31 protein-coding genes are annotated in these 22951 nt (G+C 65.4%); 25 read left to right on the top strand and 6 right to left on the bottom strand.

The window, feature by feature from the left end:
• Window position 1: 1 nt before the first annotated feature.
• The 3 genes from AC3WLD_RS06400 to AC3WLD_RS06390 are packed head-to-tail and all read right to left on the bottom strand — an operon-like array spanning window position 2 to window position 3674.
• Complete coding sequence (locus tag AC3WLD_RS06400) at window positions 2-1498, bottom strand: acetyl-CoA acetyltransferase (RefSeq protein WP_492556110.1); 1497 nt, start codon at window positions 1496-1498, stop codon at window positions 2-4.
• Window positions 1495-2898 carry an MFS transporter gene (locus AC3WLD_RS06395; protein ID WP_492556109.1) on the bottom strand — a complete coding sequence of 468 codons (1404 nt, stop codon included), beginning with the start codon at window positions 2896-2898 and terminating at the stop codon, window positions 1495-1497. Before AC3WLD_RS06395 ends, AC3WLD_RS06400 begins: the two co-directional genes overlap by 4 nt.
• Complete coding sequence (locus AC3WLD_RS06390) at window positions 2895-3674, bottom strand: SDR family oxidoreductase (RefSeq protein ID WP_492556108.1); 780 nt, start codon at window positions 3672-3674, stop codon at window positions 2895-2897. Before AC3WLD_RS06390 ends, AC3WLD_RS06395 begins: the two co-directional genes overlap by 4 nt.
• Before the next feature lie 190 nt (window positions 3675-3864).
• Between AC3WLD_RS06390 and AC3WLD_RS06385 the strand changes: the two genes are divergently transcribed.
• Entirely contained in the window at window positions 3865-4536 is a 672-nt protein-coding gene (locus AC3WLD_RS06385) for a TetR/AcrR family transcriptional regulator (RefSeq protein ID WP_492556107.1), read from the top strand.
• Window positions 4537-4590: 54 nt separating this feature from the next.
• Here the strand turns inward: AC3WLD_RS06385 and AC3WLD_RS06380 are convergent, their stop codons facing one another.
• The 3 genes from AC3WLD_RS06380 to AC3WLD_RS06370 all read right to left on the bottom strand — a co-directional run bounded on the left by AC3WLD_RS06380 (window position 4591) and on the right by AC3WLD_RS06370 (window position 8571).
• The gene (locus AC3WLD_RS06380) at window positions 4591-5268 is read right to left on the bottom strand and encodes an energy transducer TonB (RefSeq protein ID WP_492556106.1); all 678 of its coding nucleotides are present in this window, start codon (window positions 5266-5268) and stop codon (window positions 4591-4593) included.
• Between the two features lie 160 nt (window positions 5269-5428).
• Window positions 5429-7996: an HWE histidine kinase domain-containing protein gene (locus AC3WLD_RS06375; protein ID WP_492556105.1), complete on the bottom strand. Its 2568-nt coding sequence runs from the start codon at window positions 7994-7996 to the stop codon at window positions 5429-5431.
• Complete coding sequence (locus AC3WLD_RS06370; RefSeq protein WP_492556104.1) at window positions 7993-8571, bottom strand: biliverdin-producing heme oxygenase; 579 nt, start codon at window positions 8569-8571, stop codon at window positions 7993-7995. The genes AC3WLD_RS06375 and AC3WLD_RS06370 overlap by 4 nt, the downstream gene beginning before the upstream one ends.
• Before the next feature lie 398 nt (window positions 8572-8969).
• Between AC3WLD_RS06370 and rpsL the strand changes: the two genes are divergently transcribed.
• From rpsL to rpmD, 24 genes are all read left to right on the top strand, one after another.
• On the top strand, window positions 8970-9341 hold the full coding sequence (rpsL, locus tag AC3WLD_RS06365; protein ID WP_011444902.1) for a 30S ribosomal protein S12: 372 nt from the start codon (window positions 8970-8972) through the stop codon (window positions 9339-9341).
• A 152-nt stretch (window positions 9342-9493) separates the two neighbouring features.
• Window positions 9494-9964, top strand: a complete 471-nt coding sequence (gene rpsG / locus AC3WLD_RS06360) for a 30S ribosomal protein S7 (RefSeq protein ID WP_492556103.1) — start codon at window positions 9494-9496, stop codon at window positions 9962-9964.
• A gap of 78 nt (window positions 9965-10042) precedes the next feature.
• On the top strand, window positions 10043-12115 hold the full coding sequence (fusA, locus tag AC3WLD_RS06355; protein WP_492556102.1) for an elongation factor G: 2073 nt from the start codon (window positions 10043-10045) through the stop codon (window positions 12113-12115).
• 121 nt (window positions 12116-12236) lie between these two features.
• On the top strand, window positions 12237-13427 hold the full coding sequence (tuf, locus tag AC3WLD_RS06350) for an elongation factor Tu (protein WP_492556101.1): 1191 nt from the start codon (window positions 12237-12239) through the stop codon (window positions 13425-13427).
• 132 nt (window positions 13428-13559) lie between these two features.
• A complete protein-coding gene (gene rpsJ / locus AC3WLD_RS06345; RefSeq protein ID WP_185663838.1) occupies window positions 13560-13871 on the top strand; it encodes a 30S ribosomal protein S10 in 312 nt (103 codons plus the stop codon).
• A gap of 287 nt (window positions 13872-14158) precedes the next feature.
• On the top strand, window positions 14159-14917 hold the full coding sequence (gene rplC, locus AC3WLD_RS06340; protein ID WP_492556100.1) for a 50S ribosomal protein L3: 759 nt from the start codon (window positions 14159-14161) through the stop codon (window positions 14915-14917).
• Window positions 14918-14921: 4 nt separating this feature from the next.
• Entirely contained in the window at window positions 14922-15545 is a 624-nt protein-coding gene (gene rplD / locus AC3WLD_RS06335; protein ID WP_492556099.1) for a 50S ribosomal protein L4, read from the top strand.
• Complete coding sequence (locus AC3WLD_RS06330; protein WP_169492436.1) at window positions 15538-15843, top strand: 50S ribosomal protein L23; 306 nt, start codon at window positions 15538-15540, stop codon at window positions 15841-15843. The genes rplD and AC3WLD_RS06330 overlap by 8 nt, the downstream gene beginning before the upstream one ends.
• 8 nt (window positions 15844-15851) lie before the next feature.
• Window positions 15852-16688, top strand: a complete 837-nt coding sequence (rplB, locus tag AC3WLD_RS06325; RefSeq protein WP_492556098.1) for a 50S ribosomal protein L2 — start codon at window positions 15852-15854, stop codon at window positions 16686-16688.
• A gap of 5 nt (window positions 16689-16693) precedes the next feature.
• Window positions 16694-16972, top strand: coding sequence for a 30S ribosomal protein S19 (gene rpsS, locus AC3WLD_RS06320; RefSeq protein WP_492556097.1), 279 nt, complete (start codon window positions 16694-16696; stop codon window positions 16970-16972).
• Window positions 16972-17349: a 50S ribosomal protein L22 gene (gene rplV / locus AC3WLD_RS06315; RefSeq protein ID WP_492556096.1), complete on the top strand. Its 378-nt coding sequence runs from the start codon at window positions 16972-16974 to the stop codon at window positions 17347-17349. The genes rpsS and rplV overlap by 1 nt, the downstream gene beginning before the upstream one ends.
• A gap of 2 nt (window positions 17350-17351) precedes the next feature.
• A complete protein-coding gene (rpsC, locus tag AC3WLD_RS06310) occupies window positions 17352-18047 on the top strand; it encodes a 30S ribosomal protein S3 (RefSeq protein ID WP_492556095.1) in 696 nt (231 codons plus the stop codon).
• Between the two features lie 15 nt (window positions 18048-18062).
• Window positions 18063-18497, top strand: a complete 435-nt coding sequence (gene rplP / locus AC3WLD_RS06305; protein WP_492556094.1) for a 50S ribosomal protein L16 — start codon at window positions 18063-18065, stop codon at window positions 18495-18497.
• Entirely contained in the window at window positions 18497-18703 is a 207-nt protein-coding gene (rpmC, locus tag AC3WLD_RS06300) for a 50S ribosomal protein L29 (protein ID WP_492556093.1), read from the top strand. Before rplP ends, rpmC begins: the two co-directional genes overlap by 1 nt.
• Before the next feature lie 10 nt (window positions 18704-18713).
• Complete coding sequence (rpsQ, locus tag AC3WLD_RS06295; RefSeq protein WP_492556092.1) at window positions 18714-18983, top strand: 30S ribosomal protein S17; 270 nt, start codon at window positions 18714-18716, stop codon at window positions 18981-18983.
• Between the two features lie 62 nt (window positions 18984-19045).
• Window positions 19046-19414 carry a 50S ribosomal protein L14 gene (gene rplN / locus AC3WLD_RS06290; protein ID WP_492556091.1) on the top strand — a complete coding sequence of 123 codons (369 nt, stop codon included), beginning with the start codon at window positions 19046-19048 and terminating at the stop codon, window positions 19412-19414.
• The gene (rplX, locus tag AC3WLD_RS06285; protein ID WP_492556090.1) at window positions 19414-19734 is read left to right on the top strand and encodes a 50S ribosomal protein L24; all 321 of its coding nucleotides are present in this window, start codon (window positions 19414-19416) and stop codon (window positions 19732-19734) included. The genes rplN and rplX overlap by 1 nt, the downstream gene beginning before the upstream one ends.
• A complete protein-coding gene (gene rplE / locus AC3WLD_RS06280) occupies window positions 19727-20311 on the top strand; it encodes a 50S ribosomal protein L5 (protein ID WP_492556089.1) in 585 nt (194 codons plus the stop codon). Before rplX ends, rplE begins: the two co-directional genes overlap by 8 nt.
• 29 nt (window positions 20312-20340) lie before the next feature.
• Complete coding sequence (rpsN, locus tag AC3WLD_RS06275) at window positions 20341-20646, top strand: 30S ribosomal protein S14 (protein ID WP_492556088.1); 306 nt, start codon at window positions 20341-20343, stop codon at window positions 20644-20646.
• Between the two features lie 10 nt (window positions 20647-20656).
• Window positions 20657-21052: a 30S ribosomal protein S8 gene (gene rpsH, locus AC3WLD_RS06270; protein WP_492556087.1), complete on the top strand. Its 396-nt coding sequence runs from the start codon at window positions 20657-20659 to the stop codon at window positions 21050-21052.
• A complete protein-coding gene (rplF, locus tag AC3WLD_RS06265; protein WP_492556086.1) occupies window positions 21052-21585 on the top strand; it encodes a 50S ribosomal protein L6 in 534 nt (177 codons plus the stop codon). Before rpsH ends, rplF begins: the two co-directional genes overlap by 1 nt.
• Window position 21586: 1 nt before the next feature.
• Entirely contained in the window at window positions 21587-21931 is a 345-nt protein-coding gene (gene rplR / locus AC3WLD_RS06260; protein WP_492556085.1) for a 50S ribosomal protein L18, read from the top strand.
• Window positions 21932-21933: 2 nt separating this feature from the next.
• A complete protein-coding gene (rpsE, locus tag AC3WLD_RS06255; protein WP_492556084.1) occupies window positions 21934-22668 on the top strand; it encodes a 30S ribosomal protein S5 in 735 nt (244 codons plus the stop codon).
• Window positions 22669-22673: 5 nt separating this feature from the next.
• Window positions 22674-22850 carry a 50S ribosomal protein L30 gene (rpmD, locus tag AC3WLD_RS06250; RefSeq protein ID WP_492556083.1) on the top strand — a complete coding sequence of 59 codons (177 nt, stop codon included), beginning with the start codon at window positions 22674-22676 and terminating at the stop codon, window positions 22848-22850.
• Window positions 22851-22951: the final 101 nt, after the last annotated feature.

Below are 22951 nucleotides of genomic sequence, written 5' to 3'. Positions count from 1 at the left end.
TTCAGCGGCGAAGCCAGATTTTCAATCCGTCCGGTCCGGCCACGGACGAACCTGCCGAACCGACCGGCTCCGCATCTCCGTCGGTCATGAACGCGATCGTCAGCGTGTCGCTCGCCGGCACCAGCGCGAGGAACCGTGTTCCTGCGGGGCTGCGCGCCACGACCACTCCGTGCTTCGCGCCGCCGTCCCGACCGTAGAGCACCGTGTAAGTCTCGATCGTGCCCGGACCCTCGTAGGTCTCGTCCAGCGCCGGGGCTGGGCCGCGCAGGGCATCGGCCTCGCTGTTGAAATCATAGTCTTGCGGAAACGTCCCGGCAGACACCGGTTCGCGGGTGAGGACGATGGAGTGGTTCTCGGTCGCATAGCCGCCATTGGCGAAGAGCAGGCCGTGCCGCCCACCCGTGCGCAGACGCTCGACCATGCTGGCGACGGCGTGGCTCATGTAGTTGCCGATCGGCCCCCCGCCGAACGTCAGCCCGCCGAATACGCTGGCCGGGCGGTCCGCCGGCCAGCCCAGGACGCGCCGCGCCATCTTGGGCACGCAGGGGAAGCAGGAATAGAGTTCGACTGCGTCGAGGTCCGCCGTCTCGAGGCCATTGAGCGCCATGGTCCGCGTGATCGACACCGCCATGCTGGCAGAGCGGTCGAAGCGGTCGCGCAGGATCGGGTCCTCGCATTCGTGTGCGGCCGCGCCCTGGCCGACATAGATGATCCGCTCGTCCGGCACGCCCATCTCCCGCGCCAGCGCCAGAGAGCACACGAGGAACCCCGCCGCCTGGTTGACCGAGGAGTTCGCGACCATCAGCTTGGTGTAGGGAAAGGCGATCGGGCGATTGGCAGGGGAGGGCGTGACGATCTCCTCTGCCGGCACGGCCTTGCGCAGCCACGCCGCCGGATTGGCAGCCGCGATCTCGCTGAAGCGCGACCAGATCGCCCCGCTTTCCGCCTGGCCTTCCGCCAGTGACTGGCCGTACGCAGCGCGTCCCGCGTTTTCGTAAAGCGGATAGACATCGACCGGGGCGACCAGCCCATAGCGCCCGCGGTACGTGGTGCGCGAGCGACTGCCGAGCAGCTGCGGTGCGGCGTTGTGGACACTGCTTGGCTCGGCGGCGGCACGGCGCGCGGCGGTGCGCAGGCACTCGGCACCGACGACCCCGGCGAGGCGTATTTCGCCCGCACCGATTCGATTGGCGGCGTCGTGGAGGAGGCGAACGGGGCTGTCGCCGGTCGGCTTCGGGGTCTGCTCGCGGATGCGCGGGTTCGCCCCGATCATGGCCGCGAGGGCATCAGGGATGGGGTTGAGGTCGGGCCAGCCGATTTGGTCCACAACCGACAGCGCATCGAGCCGCGAGAGCCATGCGCCGCCGGCGTCCTCCTCCGCCGATCGCAATGCGGCGGCCATCAGGGCGACCGGGTTGCGCCCGTCGGCGGGGTCGGCGGGTCGGTCGTTGACCTGTCCGACGCCGACGATCACGGGAATTCTCTCGTCGTCGATCATGCTTCCTGCCGGATGTCCTTGGGAAGCGCGAAAGACACCATGATCGCGAGAACCGTCAAGCCCACGACGACGGCGACGGTGAGCTGGTACGCGAACGCGGCGGGATAACTCTCGCTGCCCTGCCGCACCGTCTCCACCGCCAGCAGCGTGGTCACCAGCTGCGCACCGACGCCCATGAACAGGCTGCGGATGACCCCGACCATCCCGGCGATCTCGCTCACCCGGTGGGGCGGGGAGGCTTGCGCGAGGATCGTCGGCGCGACCGAGAACAGCATGGTTGTGCCGAACGAGATCACGATCAGCTCGGCAATGACCAGTGGCACGCTCGAGGTATCGACGATCACGCAGACCCAACCAAACGCAGTGAGCACCCCGCCAACGATCATCGCCGTTCGCCCGCCGCCGCGCCCGGTCAGCCAGCCACCGAACGGCCCGGCGAGCGTCGAGGTGAGATTCGAGGGCAGCTTGACCAGTCCGGCAACCGTCGCCGAGAGGCCGAGGCCGATTCCGGTCCAGGTCGGCGCCTGGAGCAGGATCGTGAAGATCACCGTGATCTGCAGTGCGCCAAGCGAGACTGCGACCGACGACAGGCTCACCACCGCGATCGCGCGGTTGCGGAACACCCGCAGCGACAGCAGCGGACTGGGCGAGGTGAGGCTCCGCCGTACCCATTCGGCCAGCAGCAGGATCCCCGCCAGCAGGCAGGCGAGCGAGATGGGCTCGCTCCAGCCGCGCTTGGGGCCGAGCGTCGCATAAAGCAGCATCAGCGCGACACCGGGCGCGAAGAGGATGCCGGAAAGCCAGTCGACCGGCCCCTTGGGCGGATGGGGCTGCGATGGCGGGACAGCTGCCATGATCGCGACGATTGAGACCAGGCACAGTGCCGCACTGGCAAAGAACACGCCGTGCCAGCTCCAGGTGTCGACGATCAGCCCACCCAGGACCAGCCCCGCAGCGGTGCCGAGCGAAGCCCCGGAGGTCATCAGGCCGATCGCCATCGGTACGCGGGGCGCGGCGACGTTTTCCCGGGCAAGGCCGATCACCAGCGGCAGGATGACCGCCGTCGCCCCCTGGATGATCCGTCCGGCGAGAAGCACCGCGAAAGTGCTGGACAGGGCGCTCACCAGCGAGCCTGCCGCTCCCACCGCGAGGACGATCACCAGCACCTTGCGCCGCCCGAAGATGTCGCCGAGCCGCCCGACGACCGCCGCCAGCCCCGCGCCGACCACGAGGTACCCGGTGATCAGCCAGCCGACGAGCGCCGGATCGCCGAAGTCGGCAATCAGCGCCTTGAGCGCGGCGAGGATCATCGCGGTTTCGAACGAACCGGTGACCTCGGCCATCCATAGCGCGCCGACCAGGCCAAGCTGGAGTGGCGGACGGGCAGACGGGACGGTCAAGCCGGCTCCGCCCTGGCTCCCTCGGGAACGCCGGCCAGCGCCGCGCGGACGACGATTTCGTCGACCGAGACGTCGCGCGGAAGGCTGGCGATGGCGACCAGCGCGGCGGCCATCGATTCCGGCTCGGCCCCCGCGCCGGTACGCTGGGCGAACCCGGTCTCGACGATCTTGCGGTAGAACGCCTGGGTGTTCTCCGCCGACCAGTTCTCGCCGCCGCTGCCGCCCTTGACCGAACCCGAGCGCAGCACCGTCACGCGAATGCCATCGGCGCGCAGTTCGCTGCGCAGGCCGTCGGACAGCACCTCGATCGCCGCCTTGGTCGCCGCATAAAGCGCGAGCATGGGCGCGGGGTCCTTCACGGATTCGCTGGAAATGGTCACCACCTGGCCTTGCGTCGCACGAAGGTGCGGGATCGCGGCGCGGATCATCCATGCCGGGCCGAGCACATTGATATCGATGTGCCGGCGCATGTCTTCATTGCTCGCGTGCTCGAAAGTGAAGGGGAAGAACACCGCTGCGTTGTTGACCACCAGATCGATCCGCCCGAACGCCGCGGCCGCTTCGGCAATGGCCGCGTTGACCTGTGCCGGATCGGCGACATCACACGCAATCGCACGCACAGCGTCACCGAACTCGGTCGAAAGGCTCGAGAATTCAGGGGAGGGCCGGGCCAGCGCAGCAACTCTCATGCCCTCGCCGACCAGGGCTGCAACAAAGTGACGACCCATTCCTTTCGACGCGCCCGTGACCACCGCGACCTTGCCGTCCAGTGCCATCCTTGCTCTCCCGTTGCCCGCGCTGTCAGCGATCGCCGTGCGCAAGTGTGATTGCGTCAAGTATTGACGGAATGTCAATTTGTTGCAATCCTCGCCGCGTCTGCCATGGGGATTTTTTCGGCGCTGCCAAACTGGCGGCGCGAAGGGGAAGGCAATGGCGGGGAACAGTGCCGCGGCAAGCGCGGATAGCGTGCAGTTTCCACCCCGCTCTCGCAAGCGCGGGGGCGAGGTGAACGCGCTCAACCAGAATGGCCAGAGGATCGGCGCCAAGGGCCGCCGAACCCGCCAGCTGCTGATCGAGACGACCGTTCGCCTGCTCGAAACTCACGGATTGCGCGACCTTTCGGTGGTCGATGTGGCGCGCGAGGCGAGCACCTCGCCGGCGACGTTCTATGTGTATTTCCGCGGAGTGCCGGAAGTCGTCCTTGCGGCACTGGAGGGCACCGAGCTTACCTCGCCCGAACTCGAAGCGCTGGCTTCAGAAAACTGGCTCGAGCACGGCTGTACCGGCAGCGCCGAGAAATTCGTCGATCTCTACACGCGGCTGTGGAACACGCACCGCACGATCTTCCGCGTGCGCAACCTCGCAGCCGAAGAAGGGGACGAACGCTTCCTGGCTTCGCGCAACGCTCATGCCCAGCCGATGCTTGCCGCGCTGTCCCGGCAGATCCAGCGGGCACAAGATGCGGGCCGCGTTCCCCGCCATCTTTCTCCGATGGCGAGTGCGGCGGCGGTCCTGATCATGCTCGAGCGTCTGTCTTCGGTCGGGCCAACCTCCGAAGTGGATGGCTCGCATGCCTTTGAGCATATCAAGCAGTCGGCGGCCTACATGATCGCGTTCATGCTCGGCGCGCGGGATTAGCGTCCCATTCCCCTCCCGCTGGCGGGAGGGGACGGGGGCGACTGCCCTTTGCCACTATTTCGGCAGGACCCAGCGAATCGAGTTGGCGTAGCTCCCGGCGACCGGATTGCCGGCGGAGTCGGTTGCCGGCTCGAACTTCGCCCGCTTGGACACCTTGGCACAGGTGGCGTCGTCGAGGTCCGGCGACCCGCTCGAACGAATGATCATGCAGTCGGTCACGCGGCCGTCGGTGCCGATGGAGACCCGGAACGCCGTCGTGCCTTCGCGGCCTTCGCGGATCGCCCGGGCCGGGTAGTCGAGCGTCGTTGCCCAGGTCCCCGGGCTGGTCTTTGGCCGGGCCGAGCGCGGCAGGAACGCCGCCGAAGGCGAGGGCGAGGGGTCGACTGCACGCGTCGTCGACGTACCGACCGGGCCGATCGGGCCAGGATCGAGCGGCGTCGTGGTCGGCAGCGGCAGGAGATCGCGATCGAGCGGAGTCAGGGTGAAGGTGCTCTCCGGTCGGTCGATGACCGGATCGCGGGTCACACTTGGCGACGTCGTGGGCGAGGGCGGTGGCGGGGGCATATCGATCGGCACATCGAAGGCCCTGGGATCGGTCTTCGGCGGCAGGACCGCCTGCATGCCTCCGGCGAATGTCGCCAGCAGCACCGCGCCGATCCCGACCTGCAAAGCGACGACCATTCCGGCCGAGGCGACCTGCTGCGTACGGGCCTTGTCCTGAGCATAAGCCATGCCACACCTCTCCTTTTTCCGTCGCCCCGGTTGTCGGGCGATCTGCACGGAGGGCGATCGGCAGGCTGGAGGCTGCGCCTGAAAAGCTGTATGGATGCTGAATGTCTACGTTTCAGGTAGAGATTTATCTCCTGCGTTATTATAAGCAGGCACAGTTTTGTTAGTCCGCCCTGTCTGCGCCGCTCAGATCGAGCAGTCCGGCGGCTTCGGCCAGCTTTTCCGGGGTATAAGGCTTTTGCAGGATTGGCCGTGACTGATGGGCCGACGGAATGCGCGCCTGCTCTCCATAGCCGGTTGCGAAGAGGAACGGGATTCCATGGCTGTTAAGGACGTCGGCCACGGCAAAGCTCGTCGAGGTGCCGAGATTGATGTCGAGGACCGCCATGGTCGGGGGCTTCGCAGCAATGAGATCGAGTGCCGCATCGACCGAAGACGCGGTCATGATCTCGCTGGCGCCATGACGTTCGAGCATTTCCTCGGCATCGAGGGCGATGATCAGGCTGTCTTCCACCAGAAGCACGTGCTGGCCCTTGAGGAACCCGGGCTGCACCTTCGGTACGGCACCGCGCACCGGCCGGGTACGCGCGCCGGACGCCTTTGGCGACGATTGCGCGACGTGCCGGCAGCCGATCCTGAAGTGGGCGTGGAAGCCTTCCGGCGCGTACTCGATCTGGGCCTCGCCGCCGAGGTCGTAGGGAACCGAACGCTGGATGATCGTGGTCCCGAAGCCTTGCCGGGTAGGGGTTTTGACCGGCGGGCCGTTTGACTCGCGCCAGTCGATCTCCAGGCCGGTCGCCGGATCGAACTGCCAGGTCAGGTCCACGCGGCCTTCGGGTACGGACAGGCTGCCGTATTTCGTGGAGTTGGTGACCATCTCGTGGAGGACCAGAGCGAAGGTCGAGAACGCATCGGCATTGAGCGTGACTGGAGGGCCATCGCGGACGACCCGATCCTCGTCCTCGGCGAGGAACGCGCCAATCTCGGTGTCGATCAGCTGGGCCAGCGGGGCGGGGCCCCAGCGGTCCTCGGTGAGCTGGTTGTGGGCCAGCGCCAGCGCGTGAATGCGCTGGTCGACGATCTTCACGAAGTCGCGCACATCATCGCTTTCGGGCGCGGACTGGTGGATCATTCCGCGGATCAGGCCGAGGATGTTGCGGACCCGGTGATTCAGCTCCGCAATCAGCACTTCCTGCCGCTCGTGCGCCTTCTGCCGTTCGGTCGAGGCTTCATCGGCAAGGCGCAGCACCACCTCGATCAGGGTGGCGCGGAGCGTCTCCGCGACCCGGATTTCCGACGGGGTGAACGGCCGCGAACGATGGCGAACGAGTTCCTTCCACTCGTCGAAGCTCTTGCGCGGAGTCAGGCGCGGGCCGTTCGGCCCGTATTCCACCGGTTTGTGCGGATCTCCCGCCCAGCGCACCGATCGGATCAGCTCCGAGCGGAAAAGAATGACGTAATCGCGCGGGGTTCGAGAGACCGGGATAGCGAGCAGGCCGGATGCGTAATCGGCATAGTCTTCTGCGCCCTCGATCAACGAGGCGATATGGTCCGTTGCAAAGACCTTGCCCGCCGCGGTGGCATTGAGCGCGCGGATGATCTTGCGGAACTCCTCGGTCGGCGGCGTCAGCCCGGAGAACGCGTAATTGCCCGACAGCCACACTCCGACGCCGTCCGAGGGAATTGCCTTGTTCAGAGTTTCGGCAAGCCAGTCCGGATCGCGCAACAACCCTTCGTCCGAGGCGACGGCGCCGAGCAGCCTGTCCGCGGTGTCCCGCGCGCTGCGCTCGAACTCGACCAGGACCTTCCGCTCGCGCATTTCGAGCTGCATCGAGAACATCTGCGCGAACAGTTCGGCGACGGAGCGCAGGGCGAACGACGGATGCAGCGGCTTGTAGTGGTGGCAGGCGAACAAACCCCACAACTGCCCGTCGACGACGATCGAAATCGACATCGATGCCTCGACGCCCATGTTCTTGAGATATTCGATGTGGATCGGGGAAACCGAGCGCAACATGGACAGCGAAAGGTCGAGCGGCTCGCCGCGCTCGTCGACCTGAGGGACGATCGGCACAACCTCCGCGCCGACGTCGGCGATTACCCGCAGCAGATTGCGGGTGTAGAGGATACGCGCCTGCTGCGGAATGTCGCTGGCGGGGTAGTGCAGGCCGAGAAATCGCCCGATCCCCGGCCGGGCCGCCTCTGCGACGACCTCGCCCGAGCCGGACTGCGAGAACCGATAGACCATGACCCGGTCAAAGCCGGTGATCGCCCTGACCTGCCGCGCACCCTCCCGAAAGAACGCGGTCAGATCGTTCGCCTGCTCGAGCCGCGAGACCATTGATCGGACCATGCTGGTCACGTCGCCCATTGGCGTATCGCCGGGCTCCGCCTCGAGGATGATCTGCCCGCTCGAGTAGTGAACGGCGATGTTGAATAATCCAGCGTCGCCGAGCTGCGCACCGAACAGGCGCTCGACCGAGTTCGGCCCGCGCAGCATCGTCGCCTTATTGCGCAAGTCGTGGACGACGTTGGGAGGGATTATCTCGTTGAGAGGGCGACCCAGTACCTCATCGACATCCAGGCCCAGGTATTGCTGCAGGTTGGTGGTCGCCCGCGCGATGAGCCAGTCGTGGGTAACGGCGAGGAGGAACCCGATCGGCTGGATCGACCCCGGCACATGAATCGGCTCGCGGTCGCAATTGGTGAGATCGACGGTCGGCTCAGTCATCGCGCCGCCCCCTCCAAAGAGCGGCTCGCACCCCTCTCAAACAGCCCGAAAACGCCAATAGCGGATTCGATTGCAAGATCAATACTTGCCTGCGTAATCAAGCGTGTAGAGAGTGTTTCGCCGAGCGCTCGCCAAAGCCCGGAATCGCCCGCCGCAAGGAACGACATGGGCAGCCGCGGAGCGACCTGCGCGGCCAGAACGCGGCCACCGAGTCTCGATCCCTCAAGGACATACACGGCCCCAAGGACATGCGCCTCGTCACCGCTTGTTTCCCAGCGTCCCGACTCCGGTTCATGGATGCCAAGTGCTGCCAGATCGGCAAGAAGAGCGGGACCTCGCACACGACGGGACCAATCGGCGAGACTGGCGGTTCCCTCGGCGGAGGACGATATGGCACGTTCGACAGGCAGGAACGCAAACGCCTGAGCCTTCAGGAACGCCGCGTAGCCATCACGGCTCGACAGGTCGAACGCACTGTAAAGGGAATCGACCCGGTCATGCGACGCCCGGGTGGCTTCACGGAGGATCTGGCGAGGATTGGAAATTTGAACCACCGACACAAAGAAATGACGCACGTTGCAGTGTGCCGTGACGCGATAACGCGGTGTCACTCGATTCGTGCCAGCCCTGAGTGACATTTTTCCAGCCTGGACCCAATGTCGCGGATGCGGCGGCGCAAGCCTTCCCGATCCCTTCCGCGCCGACTCTCGTGGTTGACCCGACCACCGCTTTCCCCTAAGGGCGCGCCTTCCGTCGGGCGGGTCTCCCGTGCGTCGGCATATTCGAGCTGAACATTGCCGGTGAGGGCAGGGCGGTTTCGCCCGGTCTCATCCGTCAAAGTAACCCGGCGAACGTCACCGGGTGGAGCGTTTCAGGCTCGCCGCAACAGGACCCGCGAAAACGCGCGTCCGTGGCGAACCTTTTGCCCTTCACCTCGCGGCTGCAGCGCCACAGACAAGGTGAAGAGTACTTCATGCCCACGATCAACCAGCTGGTCCGCAAGGGCCGCGAACCGCAGAAGGCCAAGAGCAAGGTCCCTGCGATGGAGCAGAACCCGCAGAAGCGCGGCGTTTGCACCCGCGTCTACACGACCACCCCGAAGAAGCCGAACTCGGCGCTCCGCAAGGTCGCGAAGATCCGCCTGACCAACAGCCGCGAAGTCATTTCGTACATCCCGGGCGAAGGCCACAACCTGCAGGAGCACTCGGTCGTGCTGATCCGCGGCGGCCGCGTTCGCGACCTTCCGGGCGTGCGCTATCACGTGCTGCGCGGCGTGCTCGACACCCAGGGCGTCAAGGACCGCAAGCAGAGCCGTTCGAAGTACGGCGCCAAGCGTCCGAAGTGACCCGTCCGGGGGACGGGTCATCCTCGAAAAATCGCCATCAGCGATTTTATCGGGGATCTCGCTCCTTCAGGCAGAACGCTGGTTAGCTCCTGTCGCCTGAGGTCCCCGCCTTCGCGGGGACGCGGCAGAAGAGATTTAGAAGGAATTTTGCGATGTCTCGTCGTCGTCGTCCCGAAAAGCGGGAAATCCTGCCTGATCCGGTTTACAAGGATCAGATCCTGTCGAAGTTCATGAACAACCTCATGCTCGACGGCAAGAAGTCGGTCGCGGAGTCGATCGTCTATGGCGCTCTCGACACCATGCAGACCCGTGCGAAGGCGGACCCGATCCAGCTCTTCCACGATGCGCTGAACAACGTGAAGCCGCAGATCGAAGTGCGCAGCCGCCGTGTCGGTGGTGCGACCTACCAGGTCCCGGTCGAAGTTCGTCCGGAACGCGCCCAGGCGCTCGCCATCCGCTGGCTGATCACCGCCGCGCGCAACCGCAGCGAGACCACGATGGCCGCGCGCCTGTCGTCGGAGCTGCTCGACGCCGCCAACAACCGCGGCAACGCGGTCAAGAAGCGCGAAGACACCCACCGCATGGCCGACGCCAACCGCGCGTTCAGCCACTACCGCTGGTAATCTGGCGCTGGTAACAATCGTCACTATATGGGCGGGGCCGCCAGTCGGCTCCCCCATATCTCTCCAAGGAACTTCCCCATGGCCCGCAGCCATCCGCTCGAGCGCTATCGCAACTTCGGTATCATGGCGCACATCGACGCCGGCAAGACCACGACGACCGAGCGCATTCTTTACTACACCGGCAAGTCCTACAAGATCGGCGAAGTCCACGACGGCGCCGCGACCATGGACTGGATGGAGCAGGAGCAGGAACGCGGCATCACGATCACGTCGGCCGCGACGACCTGCATCTGGAACGACCACCGCCTGAACATCATCGACACCCCCGGCCACGTCGACTTCACCATCGAAGTCGAGCGCTCGCTGCGCGTGCTCGACGGCGCCGTGGCGGCGTTCGACGGCGTTGCCGGCGTCGAGCCGCAGTCGGAGACCGTGTGGCGCCAGGCCGACAAGTACCGCGTGCCTCGGATGTGCTTCATCAACAAGCTCGACCGCACCGGTGCCAACTTCTACTACTGCGTCCAGACGATCATCGATCGCCTGGGTGCGACCCCGGCCGTCCTCTACCTGCCCATCGGTGCGGAGAGCGATTTCAAGGGCCTCGTCGACCTCGTCGAGAACCGCGCGATCATCTGGAAGGATGAATCGCTCGGCGCCGAGTTCTACTACGAGGAAATCCCCGCCGACCTCGCCGACAAGGCCGCGGAATACCGCGAGAAGCTGGTCGAACTCGCCGTCGAACAGGACGACGAGGCGATGGAAGCCTACCTCGAGGGCAACGAGCCCGACGTCGCCACGCTCAAGAAGCTGATCCGCAAGGGTACGCTCGAGCAGGCGTTCGTGCCGGTGCTGTGCGGTTCGGCGTTCAAGAACAAGGGCGTCCAGCCCCTGCTCGACGCGGTCGTCGACTACCTGCCTTCGCCGCTCGACATCGAGGACGTCCAGGGCATCAACCCCGACACAGACGAGCCCGACAGCCGCCCGACCGCGGACGACGCGCCGTTCTCGGCGCTGGCGTTCAAGATCATGAACGACCCGTTCGTTGGCAGCCTTACCTTCACCCGCATCTATTCGGGCACGCTGTCGAAGGGCAGCTACCTGAACTCGGTGAAGAACAAGAAGGAAAAGATCGGCCGCATGCTGCTCATGCATGCGAACAGCCGCGAGGACATCGACGAAGCCTATGCCGGCGACATCGTCGCGCTGGCCGGTCTCAAGGAAACGACCACCGGCGACACCCTGTGCGCCGAAAAGCAGCCGATCATTCTCGAGCGGATGGAATTCCCCGAGCCGGTGATCGAACTGTCGGTCGAGCCGAAGACCAAGGCGGACCAGGAAAAGATGGGCATCGCGCTCAATCGCCTGGCGGCCGAGGACCCGTCGTTCCGCGTGTCGACCGATCATGAATCGGGCCAGACGATCATCAAGGGGATGGGCGAACTCCACCTCGAGATTCTCGTCGACCGCATGCGCCGCGAGTTCAAGGTGGAAGCGAACGTCGGTGCGCCGCAGGTGGCCTACCGCGAATACCTCGCCAAGCCCGTCGACCTCGACCACACCCACAAGAAGCAGTCGGGCGGCACCGGCCAGTTCGGCCGCGTCAAGGTCAAGGTCACTCCGGGCGAGCGCGGTTCCGGTTTCGTCTTCAAGGACGAGATCAAGGGCGGCAACATCCCGAAGGAATACATCCCGGCGATCGAGAAGGGCTTCCGCGAGACCGCCGAGACCGGCAGCCTCATCGGCTTCCCGATCATCGATTTCGAGGTGCTGCTGTATGACGGCGCGTACCACGACGTCGACTCGTCGGCGCTGGCCTTCGAAATCTGTGCCCGCGGCGCGATGCGCGAAGTGGCCCAGAAGTCGGGGATCAAGCTGCTCGAGCCGATCATGAAGGTCGAAGTGATCACCCCCGAGGAATACCTCGGCGACGTGATCGGCGACATCAACTCGCGGCGTGGCCAGATCCAGGGCACCGACAGCCGGGGCAATGCCCAGGCGGTCGTCGCCATGGTCCCGCTGGCCAACATGTTCGGCTATGTGAACCAGCTCCGCTCGTTCACCCAGGGCCGTGCGAACTACTCGATGTTCTTCGACCACTACGACGAGGTTCCGGCCAACGTCGCGGCCGAGGTCAAGGAAAAGCTCGCCTGAGGCGGGCAGGGTAAATGACATGCTTGCCTGATCCCGACGATCAGGCTAGGGGCGGCGCTCGATTCAGCCGGGTGCCGCACCCACGCAGAAATCAACACTTACGAACAAGAAGGTTTGAGCAATGGCTAAGGCTAAGTTTGAGCGGACCAAGCCGCACTGCAACATCGGCACCATCGGTCACGTCGACCATGGCAAGACCACGCTGACCGCCGCGATCACCAAGGTGCTCGCGGAAACCGGCGGCGCGACGTTCACCGACTACGCGAACATCGACAAGGCTCCGGAAGAGCGCGAGCGCGGCATCACCATCTCGACCGCCCACGTCGAGTACGAGACCGCCAACCGTCACTACGCGCACGTCGACTGCCCGGGTCACGCCGACTACGTGAAGAACATGATCACCGGTGCCGCCCAAATGGACGGCGCGATCCTGGTCGTGAACGCCGCTGACGGCCCGATGCCGCAGACCCGCGAGCACATCCTGCTCGCCCGTCAGGTCGGCGTGCCGGCGCTGGTCGTGTACATGAACAAGGTCGACCAGGTCGACGACGAGGAAATCCTCGAGCTCGTCGAACTCGAAGTTCGCGAACTGCTGTCGTCGTACGACTTCCCGGGCGACGATATTCCGATCATCAAGGGTTCGGCTCTCGCCGCCCTCGAAGGCCGCGACGACAACATCGGCAAGAACTCGATCAACGAGCTGATGGCCGCCGTCGACGAATACATCCCGCAGCCGCCGCGTCCGACCGACAAGCCGTTCCTGATGCCGGTCGAAGACGTGTTCTCGATCTCGGGTCGTGGTACGGTCGTCACCGGCCGCGTCGAGACCGGCATCGTCAAGGTTGGTGAAGAAGTCGAGATCGTCGGCCTCAAGGACACCGCCAAGACCACCGTCACCGGCGTCGAAATGTTCCGCAAGCTCCTCGACCAGGGTGAAGCCGGCGACAACATCGGCGCGCTGGTTCGCGGCGTGAAGCGTGAAGAGGTCGAGCGTGGCCAGGTCCTCTGCAAGCCCGGTTCGGTCAAGCCGCACACCGAGTTCTCGGCCGAGGTCTACGTGCTGTCGAAGGACGAAGGCGGCCGTCACACGCCGTTCTTCGCCAACTACCGCCCGCAGTTCTACTTCCGCACCACCGACGTGACCGGCGAAGTGATCCTCCCCGAGGGCACCGAGATGGTCATGCCGGGCGACAACGTCACCCTGTCGGTCAAGCTGATCGCGCCGATCGCCATGGACGAAGGTCTTCGCTTCGCCATCCGCGAAGGCGGCCGGACCGTCGGTTCGGGGGTTGTCAGCAAGATCACGAAGTAATATAGGCCGCGCTCCCCGGGGGGATTCGTCTCCCCGGGGCCGGTTTTCAGCTGGTCGCCCCCTCTCTCGCCAGAGATGGGAAAGGGGAGGCGGCTGGTTTTGTTTTACGCTCTTTCGCATCGGTAAACGGACATGGACGCCCAGAATATCCGCATTCGTCTCAAGGCTTTTGATCACCGCGTACTCGATCAGGCCACTGGCGAAATCGCTGACACCGCTCGCCGCACCGGCGCGCTGATCCGGGGCCCCATTCCGCTTCCGACGCGCATCGAGAAGTTCTGCGTCAACCGCGGCCCGCACATCGACAAGAAGTCGCGTGAGCAGTTCGAGGTTCGCACCTACAAGCGCCTGCTCGACATCGTGCAGCCCAACGCGGCCACTGTCGACGCGCTGATGAAGCTGGACCTCGCGGCCGGCGTCAATGTCGAGATCAAGCTGGCCTGAGCCGCTTTATCGACTGAAGTTTCGAACCCTCGGGTTCACATTCCTTCCGGGCTTCGGCCCGGCTCTATAGCGGGGCAACCCGCCACAGGGACAGAGCCGCGGCTTTCCGCCAGCGGACACAAGGGATACCTCCGGCCGACCTTTCGGGGTCAGAAGCGGCCGGGAATGCGTCCCCCGTCTCGTCACTGCCTCGGCAGTGGCACCTGGCCCGGACGGGGCATGCATCACATTCGGGCCGGACACGCCTGTCGAGATGGTCTCGGCAGGCCTCTGTAGGAGAATTGATCATGCGCACCGGCGTGATCGCCAAGAAGGTGGGGATGACCCGCCTTTTCCAGGAGGACGGACGGCACGTGCCGGTTACCGTCCTGGCGCTGGAAGATTGCCAGGTGGTTTCGGTTCGCACCGCTGACCGTGACGGTTACGTCGCGGTCCAGCTCGGTGCCGGCGCCGCCAAGCAGAAGAACGTCGCCAAGCCGCAGCGCGAGCACTTCGCCAAGGCTGAAGTGCCGCTGAAGATGCAGGTCGCGGAATTCCGCGTGGCCGAGGACGCGCTCCTCGACGTCGGCGCGACGATCGCCGCCTCGCACTTCGTTGCCGGCCAGATGGTCGACATCACCGGCCACACCCAGGGCAAGGGCTTCCAGGGCGCGATGAAGCGCTGGGGCTTCGGCGGTATGCGCGCCACCCACGGTGTCTCGATCTCGCACCGTGCCCACGGTTCGACCGGTAACCGCCAGGATCCGGGCCGCGTCTTCAAGAACAAGAAGATGGCCGGTCACATGGGCGACCGCCAGCGCACCCAGCAGAACCTCGAAGTCGTCCGCACCGACGACGAGCGCGGCCTGATCTTCGTCAAGGGCTCGGTCCCGGGCGCGAAGAACTCGTGGCTGCTGGTTCGCGACGGCGTGAAGGTCTCGCGTCACGCCGAGGCTCCGTACCCCGCCGGCCTCAAGCAGGCTGCCAACAGCAACACCCCGGCCGCTGCCGACACCCCCGCGGAAGATACCGCGGCCGTCGAGGCGACCGAAGGTCAGGAGGGTTAAGCCCGTGAAGGTCAAGCTTTCCAACCTCGACGGTTCGGCCGGCAACGGCGAAGTCGAACTGAATGACGACGTGTTCGGCCTCGAGCCGCGCGCCGACATCATGCACCGCGTCGTCACCTGGCAGCTCGAAAACCGCCGCGGCATCGCCCGCGCGACCCGCGAGCGCTCGGACGTTGCCCGCACCGGCAAGAAGTTCGGCCGCCAGAAGGGTGGCGGTACCGCCCGTCACGGCGACCGCGCCGCGCCGGTGTTCATCGGCGGTGGTAAGGCTCACGGCGCCCGTCGCCGCGAGTTCAACATCTCGCTGAACAAGAAGGTCCGTGCCCTCGGCCTGCGCATGGCGCTGTCGTCGAAGGCGCAGGGCGGTCTGGTCATCGTCGAGAACCTCGACACCGATGCCAAGACCAAGGCGCTCGCCGCTCAGCTCGCCAAGGCGAACTGGGGCCGCAAGGTCCTCGTGATCGACGGCGAGGCGGTGAACGACAACTTCGCCAAGGCCGCGCGCAACATCGTCGGGGTCAACGTGCTCCCGGCCGTCGGCGCGAACGTCTACGACATCCTGAAGCATGATACGCTGGTGCTGACGCGCGCCGCTGTCGAAAAGCTGGAGGCGCGTTTCAATGGCTAAGGACGCAATCGACACGCGTCACTACGACGTGATCGTGGCTCCCCACATCACCGAGAAGTCGACGCTGCTCAGCGAGCACAACGCCGTGGTCTTCAAGGTTGCCGACAAGGCGACCAAGCCGGAGATCAAGGCTGCGGTCGAAGCCCTCTTCAATGTCAAGGTCACGGGCGTCAACACCCTGACCCAGAAGGGCAAGACCAAGCGCTGGAAGGGCAAGCCCTACAAGCGCTCGGACGTCAAGAAGGCTGTCGTGACCCTGGCTGCAGGCCAGTCGATCGACGTCACCAGCGGGATCTGAGGCGCACCATGGCACTCAAGAACTACAACCCGACCAGCCCCGCCCGGCGTGGCCTGATCCTCGTCGACAAGTCGGCGCTGTGGAAGGGCAAGCCGGTCAAGGCGCTGACCGAAGGCAAGCGCAAGACCGGTGGCCGCAACAACAAGGGCCACGTCACCTCGCGCGGCATCGCCGGCGGCCACAAGCAGAAGTATCGCTACATCGACTTCAAGCGTCGCAAGTGGGATGCCCCTGCCACCGTCGAGCGGCTCGAGTATGACCCGAACCGCACCGCGTTCATCGCGCTGGTGAAGTACGAGGACGGCGAGCTCGCCTACATCCTCGCGCCGCAGCGCCTTGCCATCGGCGACACCGTCGTCGCCGGCGAGAAGACCGACGTGAAGCCTGGCAACGCCATGCTGCTGTCGCAGATGCCGGTCGGCACGATCTGCCACAACGTCGAGATGAAGCCGGGCAAGGGCGGCCAGATCGCCCGTTCGGCCGGTACGTATGTCCAGGTCGTCGGTCGTGACCGCGGCATGGTCATCGTCCGCCTCAACTCGGGCGAGCAGCGCTACCTGCGCGGCGATTGCATGGGTACGGTTGGCGCGGTCTCGAACCCCGACAACCAGAACCAGAACCTCGCCAAGGCCGGTCGCGGCCGCTGGCTCGGCAAGCGTCCGCTGACCCGCGGCGTCGCCAAGAACCCGGTCGACCACCCGCACGGTGGTGGTGAAGGCCGGACCTCGGGCGGTCGTCACCCGGTCACTCCGTGGGGCAAGCCGACCAAGGGCGCGCGCACCCGCAACAACAAGCAGACGGACAAGATGATCATCCGTTCGCGTCACGCGAAGAAGAAGAGGTAACCGCCATGGCTCGTTCCGTCTGGAAAGGCCCCTTCGTCGACCTGCACCTGCTGAAGAAGGCGGAAGTGCAGCAGGATGCCGGCTCTCGCGCCGCTCCGATCAAGACCTGGTCGCGCCGCTCCACCATTCTCCCGCAGTTCGTTGGCCTGACGTTCAACGTCTACAACGGGCACAAGTTCATCCCGGTCTCGGTCAACGAGGACATGGTCGGCCACAAGCTCGGTGAATTCGCGCCCACGCGCACGTTCCCCGGCCACGCCGCCGACAAGAAGGGCAAGCGCTAATGGGCAAGGAAAAAGCTCCGCGCCGCGTGGGCGAAAAGGAAGCGCTGTCGGTCGGCACCCAGATCCGTGGGTCGGCCCAGAAGCTGAACCTCGTCGCTGCGCTGATCCGTGGCCGCCGTGCCGAAGACGCGATGAACATCCTCGCGTTCTCGACCAAGGCGATGGCCGTCGAAGCGCGCAAGGTGCTCGCCTCGGCGATCGCCAACGCGGAAAACAACCACAACCTGGATGTCGACGCGCTGGTCGTGGCGGAAGCCTCGGTTGGCAAGTCGATCACGATGAAGCGCTTCCACACCCGTGGTCGCGGCAAGTCGACCCGCATCCTGAAGCCGTTTTCGCGGCTCCGGATCGTCGTCCGCGAAGTCGAGGAGGCCTGATCATGGGTCACAAGTCGAACCCCATCGGTCTGCGCCTGCAGATCAACCGCACCTGGGACAGCCGCTGGTATGCCGAAGGCAAGAACTACCAGCAGATGCTCAAGGAAGACCTCCAGATCCGCAAGTACATCGTCGAGAACCTGCCCCAGGCAGCGATCTCGAAGGTGGTGATCGAGCGTCCCGCGAAGCTGTGCCGCGTGTCGATCTATGCCGCCCGTCCGGGCGTCATCATCGGCAAGAAGGGCGCTGACATCGAGAAGCTTCGTTCGAAGCTCGCGACGATGACCGGCAGCGACGTCAAGCTGAACATCGTCGAGATCCGCAAGCCGGAAATCGACGCCAAGCTCGTCGCCCAGGGCATCGCCGACCAGCTGGTCCGCCGCGTGGCGTTCCGCCGGGCGATGAAGCGCGCGATGCAGTCGGCGATGCGCCTCGGTGCCGAGGGCATCAAGGTGGTCTGCGGTGGCCGTCTCGGCGGTGCGGAAATCGCCCGCGTCGAGCAGTACCGCGAAGGCCGCGTGCCGCTGCACACCCTGCGTGCGCACATCGACTACGCCGAAGCCGAAGCGCTGACCACGTATGGCGTGATCGGCATCAAGGTCTGGGTGTTCAAGGGCGAGATCCTCGGCCACGACCCGATGGCGCAGGAGCGGCTGATGATGGAGGCTCAAACCTCCGGCGTCCGCCCGGCTCGCTAAGGTAGAGTAAGCACCATGCTGCAACCGAAGAAGACCAAGTTCCGCAAGCAGTTCAAGGGACGCATCCACGGCGACGCCAAGGGTGGCACGGACCTGAACTTCGGCTCGTACGGCCTCAAGGCCCTCGAGCCGGAGCGGATCACCGCCCGCCAGATCGAAGCGGCCCGCCGCGCGATCACGCGTCACATCCGTCGTCAGGGTCGTCTCTGGATCCGCGTCTTCCCGGACGTGCCGGTGTCGAAGAAGCCCGCCGAAGTCCGCCAGGGCAAGGGCAAGGGCTCGATCGAATACTGGGCTGCCCGCGTGAAGCCGGGCCGCGTGCTGTTCGAGCTCGACGGCGTTCCCGGTCCGCTCGCCGCGGAGGCTTTCAGCCGCGCCGCGATGAAGCTGCCGATCAAGACCAAGGTCATCGCCCGTCTCGGCGATACCTCGCACCTGGGAGGCGAATAATGGCCAACCGCACCGAAGACTTCCGCGCGAAGAGCGACGACCAGCTGTCGGCCGAGCTTGGCGAACTGAAGCGCGAGGCGTTCAACCTGCGTTTCCAGGCCGCGACCAACCAGCTCGAGCGTCCGGCCCGGATCAAGGAAGTCCGCCGCGACATCGCCCGCATCAAGACGCTGCAGACTGAGCGCTCTCAGTCGGCCAAGGCGTAAGGAGCACCATATGCCCAAGCGTATCCTGATCGGGACCGTGGTTTCCGACAAGACCGACAAGACCGTCGTCGTGCGTGTCGAGCGCAAGGTGAAGCACCCGCTGTACGGGAAGATCATCCGCCGCTCGAAGAAGTATCACGCTCACGACGAAGACAACGCCTTCAAGACCGGCGAGACCGTGCGGATCGAAGAGACCGCGCCGATCTCCAAGCTGAAGACGTGGAAGGTCGTCGACCGCGTCCAGGCCGGCAAGACTGCCGCCTTCGAAGCCGACGTCTGACCTTAAAGAGATTTGGAACTGCCGGACTGGTTCCGGCAAGCCAGTGAGAAGGAACCGGATCAATGATCCAGATGCAATCCAACCTCGACGTCGCTGACAACAGCGGTGCGAAGCGCGTCCAGTGCATCAAGGTGCTGGGCGGGTCGAAGCGCCGGACTGCCGGCGTCGGCGACATCATCGTGGTGTCGATCAAGGAAGCCCAGCCGCGCGCCCGCGTGAAGAAGGGCGACGTGCACCGTGCCGTCATCGTCCGCACCCGCAAGGACGTGCGCCGCGCCGACGGTTCGGTCATCCGCTTCGACAGCAACGCTGCCGTGCTCGTCAACAAGAACGAGGAGCCGATCGGCACCCGTATCTTCGGCCCGGTGGTCCGCGAACTGCGCGGCCGCGGGTTCATGAAGATCATCTCGCTCGCTCCGGAGGTGCTGTGATGGCTGCCGCCAAGATCAAGAAGGGTGACAGCGTCGTCGTCCGCTCGGGCAAGGACAAGGGCCGCACCGGCACCGTCCTCCAGGTCCTCCCCAAGGAGGACAAGGTGATCGTCTCGGGCGTCAACGTCGCCGTGCGCCACCGCAAGCCGAGCCAGGCGAACCCGCAGGGCGGGATCGACCGTTCGGAAGCGCCGATGCACGTCTCGAAGGTCGGCCTCGCCGATCCCAAGGACGGCAAGGCCACCCGCGTCCGTTTCGAAACCAAGGACGGCAAGAAGGTCCGCGTGGCCGTCAAGTCCGGGGAGACGATCGATGGCTGATGCCAAGTACACGCCGCGCCTGCGTACCAAGTACGACGCGGAGATCGCCAAGGCGATGACCGAGAAGTTCGGCTACAAGAACGCCCTCGAAGTTCCGAAGATCGAAAAGATCACGCTCAACATGGGCGTCGGCGAGGCGAGCCAGGACAAGAAGAAGGTCACCACTGCGGCGGCCGAAATGGAACTGATTGCGGGCCAGAAGCCCGTCATCACCAAGGCGAAGAAGTCGATCGCGCAGTTCAAGCTGCGCGAGGGCATGCCGATCGGTTGCAAGGTCACCCTGCGCCGCGAACGCATGTACGAATTCCTCGACCGCCTGATCACCATCGCGATGCCCCGCATCCGCGACTTCCGGGGCCTCAACCCCAAGTCGTTCGACGGACGCGGCAACTACGCGATGGGTCTGAAGGAGCAGATCATCTTCCCGGAGATCAGCTACGACCAGATCGAGAAGGTGCGGGGCATGGACATCATCGTCACCACCACCGCGAAGACCGACGACGAGGCGCGCGAGCTGCTTCGCCTGTTCGGTTTCCCGTTCCCGCAGGAAGCTGCTGAAGAGCAGCAGGCCGCGTGAAGCAGATTTGACAAAGAGAGCTTAAGTCCATGGCGAAACTGAGTTCCATCAACAAGAACGAGAAGCGCAAGAAGCTCGTTCAGAAGTACGCGGCGAAGTATGCCGCGCTGAAGGCCACGGCCGACGATGAGTCGCTCGACGAAACCGAGCGCCTGATCGCCCGTCTCAAGATGGCCGAGCTTCCGCGCAACGCGAACCCGACCCGGGTCCGCAACCGTTGCAACACCACCGGCCGTCCGCGCGGCTACTACCGCAAGTTCGGGCTTTGCCGCATCGAACTGCGCGATCTCGCCAACAAGGGGCTCATCCCCGGCGTGACCAAGTCGAGCTGGTAAGGATCAGACGATGGCATTGACCGATCCCCTGGGTGATATGCTCACCCGCATCCGCAACGGCCAGCAGGCGAAGAAGGACTCGGTCCTCTCGCCGGCGTCCAAGCTGCGTGCGCACGTGCTCGAAGTCCTCCAGCGCGAGGGCTACATCCGCGGTTTCTCGGAGGACGCCAGCGGCGCCCACCCGCAGCTGCGCATCGAGCTCAAGTACTTCGAGGGCCAGCCCGCGATCAAGCACGTGGCCCGTGTCTCCAAGCCCGGCCGCCGGGTCTACTCGGGTTCCAAGGAACTTCCGGTGATCCGCAACGGCCTTGGCATCACCATCGTCTCGACGCCGAAGGGCGTGCTTTCGGATGCCGAAGCACGCGCCCAGAACGTCGGCGGCGAAGTGCTGGCGGAGGTGTTCTGATGAGCCGCATCGGTAAAGTTCCGGTCGCGATCCCGGGCGGCGTCACCGCCGCTGCGGCGGATGGCGTGCTGACCGTGAAGGGGCCGAAGGGCACCCTCACGCTGAACATGCGCGACGAGATCAGCTACATCGTCGAAGACGGCCGCATCGTCGTCAAGCCGGCGAACGACAGCAAGTCCGCCCGTGCCTTCTGGGGCATGCAGCGCACGCTGGTTTCGAACTTGGTCACCGGCGTTACCGAGGGCTACACCAAGGTCCTCGAGATCACCGGCGTCGGCTATCGTGCCAACGCCCAGGGCAAGAACCTGAAGCTGCAGCTCGGCTACAGCCACGACGTCGACTACCCCGTGCCGGAAGGCATCGAGATCAAGACCCCGGACAACACCACGGTCGAAATCTCGGGCATCGACAAGCAGAAGGTCGGCCAGGTTGCCGCCGAGATCCGTCGCTGGCGCAAGCCCGAGCCTTACAAGGGCAAGGGCATCAAGTACCGCGGCGAGTACATCTTCCGCAAGGAAGGGAAGAAGAAGTAAGATGGCCAAGCTCTCCCTCTTCGATCGCCGCCGTCGCCGCGTCCGGACCGCGCTCAAGTCGCGTGCCGGTGGGCGTCCGCGCCTCTCGGTCCATCGCTCGGGCCGCCACATCTACGCCCAGATCATCGACGACGCCGCCGGCAAGACGCTGGTTGCGGCCTCGACGCTCACCAAGGGCCAGTTCGGCGCCAACGTCGACGCCGCGGCCAAGGTCGGCGCCGAGATCGCCGAGAAGGCGAAGGCTGCCGGCGTGACCACCGTGGTGTTCGACCGCGGCGGCTTCCTGTTCCATGGCCGCGTCAAGGCGCTGGCCGATGCCGCCCGCGAAAACGGGCTGGAGTTCTGAGCATGGCTGACGAAACCAACAACGAAGGCGGTATTGCCGTCGAGGCTGCTGCCCCGGAAGCAACCGGTGGCGAGCAGCAGCGCGAAGGTCGCGGCCGTGGTGGCCGCGGGCGCGGCGGCAACGACCGTGGCGGCCGTGACGGCGGCCGTGGCCGTGGTCGCGACGATCGCCGTGGCAACCGCGGTGGCGACGACGATGGTGGCGAAGAGCTGATCGAAAAGCTCGTCCACATCAACCGCGTCTCGAAGACCGTGAAGGGCGGCAAGCGCTTCGGCTTCGCCGCGCTGGTCGTGGTCGGCGACGGCAAGGGCCGGGTCGGCTTCGGCAAGGGCAAGGCTCGCGAAGTGCCGGAGGCGATCACCAAGGCGACCGCCGCCGCCAAGCGTGCGATGGTCCGCGTTCCGCTCAAGGAAGGCCGCACCCTCCATCATGACGGCCGTGGCCACTTCGGCGCCGGCAAGGTCAACGTCCGCTCGGCCCCGGCCGGGACCGGGATCATCGCGGGTGGCCCGATGCGCGCCGTCTTCGAGAGCCTGGGCGTCGCCGACGTCGTGACCAAGTCGGTCGGGACCTCGAACCCCTACAACATGATCCGCGCCACCTTCGACGCGCTGACCAGCCAGACTTCGCCGAAGTCGGTGGCCCAGCGTCGTGGCAAGAAGGTCGCCGACCTGCTCGGTCGCGGCGGCGCCTCTGCGGCCGAGGCGGAAGCCGAAGCTGCGGCCATCGTGGAGTAACAGGCATGGCGAAGATCAAGATCAAGCAGATCGGTTCGCCGATCCGCCGTCCGGAAAGCCAGAAGAAGGTCCTTATCGGCCTCGGGCTCGGCAAGATGCACCGCGTGGTCGAGGTGGAAGACACCCCGGAAGTGCGCGGCGCGATCGCCAAGCTCCCGCACATGGTAGCGGTGGTCGACTGAGCCTTCCGGCCCGGTTGCAAACGAACAGATGCCCCGGCAGCGATGCCGGGGCATTTTTTCGTCCGGAATGTACGGACCGGCTTGCGGTTGGGTGTTAACGT

It is taken from the genome of Novosphingobium sp. FW305-C-111, from assembly GCF_058783565.1.
The sequence above is the reverse complement of the archived record's forward strand: the minus strand, read 5'-3'. Positions and strand labels throughout refer to the sequence as shown.